This is a genomic window from Escherichia sp. TW14182 (assembly GCF_000208525.1).
GTDB lineage: Bacteria > Pseudomonadota > Gammaproteobacteria > Enterobacterales > Enterobacteriaceae > Escherichia > Escherichia ruysiae.
Map to the genome: position 1 here is coordinate 1 of NZ_AEJZ01000045.1, position 3,277 is coordinate 3,277.

General features: G+C 43.5%; 4 protein-coding genes and 2 pseudogenes. All 6 read left to right on the forward strand.

All coding sequences use genetic code 11. The features are described from left to right. Positions 1 to 79 precede the first annotated feature (79 nt). Complete coding sequence (locus EQY_RS0104440; RefSeq protein WP_001146308.1) at positions 80 to 811, forward strand: helix-turn-helix domain-containing protein; 732 nt, start codon at positions 80 to 82, stop codon at positions 809 to 811. Between the two features lie 188 nt (positions 812 to 999). Continuing rightward, positions 1,000 to 1,215 (forward strand): class II holin family protein, encoded by a 216-nt coding sequence (locus EQY_RS0104445; RefSeq protein WP_000839583.1) that lies wholly within the window; start codon positions 1,000 to 1,002, stop codon positions 1,213 to 1,215. Then, complete coding sequence (gene rrrD / locus EQY_RS0104450) at positions 1,215 to 1,712, forward strand: lysozyme RrrD (protein ID WP_000075169.1); 498 nt, start codon at positions 1,215 to 1,217, stop codon at positions 1,710 to 1,712. The genes EQY_RS0104445 and rrrD overlap by 1 nt, the downstream gene beginning before the upstream one ends. Next, on the forward strand, positions 1,709 to 2,146 hold the full coding sequence (locus EQY_RS0104455; protein ID WP_024212399.1) for a lysis protein: 438 nt from the start codon (positions 1,709 to 1,711) through the stop codon (positions 2,144 to 2,146). Before rrrD ends, EQY_RS0104455 begins: the two co-directional genes overlap by 4 nt. 202 nt (positions 2,147 to 2,348) lie before the next feature. After that, a pseudogene (locus tag EQY_RS0104460) lies at positions 2,349 to 2,822 on the forward strand (Rha family transcriptional regulator); the annotation flags it as partial. Positions 2,823 to 3,118: 296 nt separating this feature from the next. Then, positions 3,119 to 3,250 (forward strand): annotated as a pseudogene (locus EQY_RS24250) (DUF2560 family protein); the annotation flags it as partial. Between the last annotated feature and the right edge of the window lie 27 nt (positions 3,251 to 3,277).

Sequence of the window (3,277 nt, forward strand, 5' to 3'; positions counted from 1 at the left end):
GCTGTGGCCAGTTTTTGTTGACCACTACATTTCCACCTATACTTACCTGGTGTAACCCCAATGATATCAGGTGGATAATATGCCATACATATGTTCTATCATTTTGGTGTTGAACTCGTTTGATGTCCGAATTGGTAAAGAAGATATTTTGTTTAAAAAAGGAAGTGCTGTTCTCATTGATTACAATTTGAAAGATTTTTTTTCATCAAATATAGATCATGTAATGATCGTAGATGTTGAAGAGAAAACAGTTAATGATTTCTTTAAAAGCAACACACTCTCACCTTTTTCTGTAAGAAGGTTTTATCCGGCATACTTGATGGTGGAATGTGAAGATTTTTCATTGTTAAAGAACTTGATTGCATGCTTGAATTGTGATGGCAGAACTGTGGATTTTGTTAGAAATCAAATATCACTTGCATGTCTTGCTATCTTATCTTCAGAGAAAATAGTGCAAAGTTTTTTATTTGGATGTCTTAATAGTTTAGGAAGTAAAGTTAAGGCTATTATTCACACGGATATATCTGCAGCATGGAGACTTTGTGATATATCTTCAAGACTGTATCTGAGTGAAAGTCTGTTAAAAAGAAAATTAAAGCACGAAGGCTTATCATTTAGTAAATTAATTCTTGAAGAGCGAATGGTGATGGCGGAAAGGTTATTAAGCTACAATTTATATTCTGTTGGAAAAGTTGCTGAGATATGCGGTTATGAAAACACGTCATATTTTGTAAGTGTTTTCAGAAGATATTTTGGTGTTCCTCCCCATCAATATTCATCAAGATTTTTTTTAGAAAAAGACATGATGTAACGTGATGCGTTTTAATGATTTTGTAATTTTCGTATTTGATAATTGTATGATGCTTTCAGCTACGCCAGAATAATCGCTGGCGTTTTTCTTTTTGAATAGATGTTCAAGCCTTACGCTAATGTAACTTCTATACCTTTCCTCTTCGTTCCGAACCGTGTACACCATCCGTTATTCGCGGAGGTGAGGCTATGAAATCCATGGACAAGTTAACAACGGGCATTGCCTACGGCACCTCTGCAGGCAGTGCTGGCTACTGGTTTTTACAGTGGCTTGATCAGGTCAGTCCGTCACAGTGGGCGGCGATTGGAGTGCTTGGAAGCCTTGTGTTGGGTTTTCTCACTTATCTGACAAACCTTTATTTCAAGATTAAAGAAGATAAGCGTAAGGCTGCGAGAGGTGAATAATGTCGCCATCATTACGCAAGGCTGTAGCAGCTGCTATTGGTGGTGGGGCTGTTGCCATAGCGTCTGTGCTCATCACTGGTCCGAGTGGTAACGATGGTCTGGAAGGTGTCAGCTACATACCATACAAAGATATTGTTGGTGTATGGACTGTATGCCACGGACACACCGGAAAAGACATCATGCTCGGTAAAACGTATACCGAAGCAGAATGCAAAGCCCTCCTGAATAAAGACCTTGCCACGGTCGCCAGACAAATTAACCCGTACATCAAAGTCGATATACCGGAAACAACGCGCGGCGCTCTTTACTCGTTCGTCTACAACGTGGGTGCTGGCAATTTCAGAACATCTACGCTTCTTCGCAAAATAAACCAGGGTGATATCAAAGGCGCATGTGACCAGCTACGTCGCTGGACATACGCTGGCGGTAAGCAATGGAAAGGGCTGATGACCCGTCGTGAGATTGAGCGTGAAGTCTGTTTGTGGGGGCAGCAATGAGTAGAGTAACCGCGATTATCTCCGCTCTGGTTGTCTGCATCATCGTCTGTCTGTCATGGGCTGTTAATCATTACCGGGATAACGCCATCGCCTACAAAGCCCAGCGCGACAAAGCCACATCCATCATCGCTGACATGCAGAAGCGTCAACGTGATGTAGCAGAACTTGACGCCAGATACACAAAGGAGCTTGCTGATGCTAACGCGACTATCGAAAGTCTTCGCGCTGATGTTTCTGCTGGTCGTAAGCGCCTGCAAGTCGCCGCCACCTGTGCAAAGTCAACGACCGGAGCCAGCAGCATGGGCGATGGAGAAAGCCCAGGACTTACAGCAGATGCTGAACTCAATTATTACCGTCTCCGAAGTGGAATCGACAGGATAACCGCGCAGGTTAACTACCTGCAGGAGTACATCAGGACTCAGTGCCTGAAATAATTTTTTTGCAAATCACAAAGTCCATTTAATGAGCCTCGCGATGCGGGGCTTTTTTATGTCCGCAGTAAACGCGCTTCACACGCGCGATTTATGAACACAGAACCTTTCAGGATGACCCTTGAGGATGCCGGTTTGGTGATCGGTGCCTTTCTGTGGGCCGGAATCCTGTGTGACAAGGTTCATCACTAAAAGGTGATCACTGATGAATTATCCAAATATCGTTAACGGCATCGATTTCCGAGATCTGATTTTTGTGGCAAACAACGATCCGGTTACAGATTCTTTTATGGTGGCAAAAGCATTTGGAAAGCTGCCGAAGAACGTAGTTCGTGACATTGAACGAACCATAGAAGCTTGCCCTCCTGAGTTTGATACAAAGCTCAACTTTGAGCTTTGCTATAAAAACAATGAGTTACAGAATGGTAAGCCGCAAAAATTCTACCGTCTCCGCAAGGATGGGTTGATGCTTTTGGTTATGTCCTACACCAAAAAAGAAGCAATGCGTATCAAAATTGCTTACATCAACGCATTTAACTGGATGTACGCCATGCTTCAGGTTGGTCATCGTCAATTTGAAGAAGAGAGAAATGCCGTAATGCTGGAGTACATGAAAGAGAAGGATGTTGCCAGCATGTCAGGTCGCCTGCTTAATCGCTGGGGAAAAATTAAGAAGCCTTAGCTACTGGCGAGAATTGAACGCCTTGAACAGCACGGGCAAACCGTAATCCCCGGACTCACCAATTAACGGCAGTACAGCGAAACAACCCAAGCCAGAAAGTGGGGAAATAACACTGGCAGCCACTGAAAGATGAACCTCCTGCCTTATGGCAAAAAAGATTCTTTGTGGTGGCGGACTGATGGAAAGACATCAGTTATTGCAGAGGCCATTCAATGAGTGGTCTCGACAATGGCTTATACCCTACACGGGATAACTTAACTGATATCCCTTTCAACGGATAAATGGAGCCAACAATGGCAGAGATTATTCCCATGACTGAAGAACAGAAATTCCAGCTAGAGATTTACAAACTGGTCATGAACCAGAACGCAGCCGCAGAGGAAGCATTTCAGTTCATTGGCACTGACGAGCTGAAGCTTGAGCTGGTGATGCTGCCAACTTACTGATTTAGT

What these genes read in the sequence shown, in the direction of transcription:
- EQY_RS0104440 (WP_001146308.1), top strand. Translation starts at nt 80, where the DNA reads ATGCCATACATATGTTCTATCATTTTGGTGTTGAACTCGTTTGATGTC.
- EQY_RS0104455 (WP_024212399.1), top strand. Translation starts at nt 1,709, where the DNA reads ATGAGTAGAGTAACCGCGATTATCTCCGCTCTGGTTGTCTGCATCATC.
- EQY_RS0104445 (WP_000839583.1), top strand. Translation starts at nt 1,000, where the DNA reads ATGAAATCCATGGACAAGTTAACAACGGGCATTGCCTACGGCACCTCT.
- rrrD (WP_000075169.1), top strand. Translation starts at nt 1,215, where the DNA reads ATGTCGCCATCATTACGCAAGGCTGTAGCAGCTGCTATTGGTGGTGGG.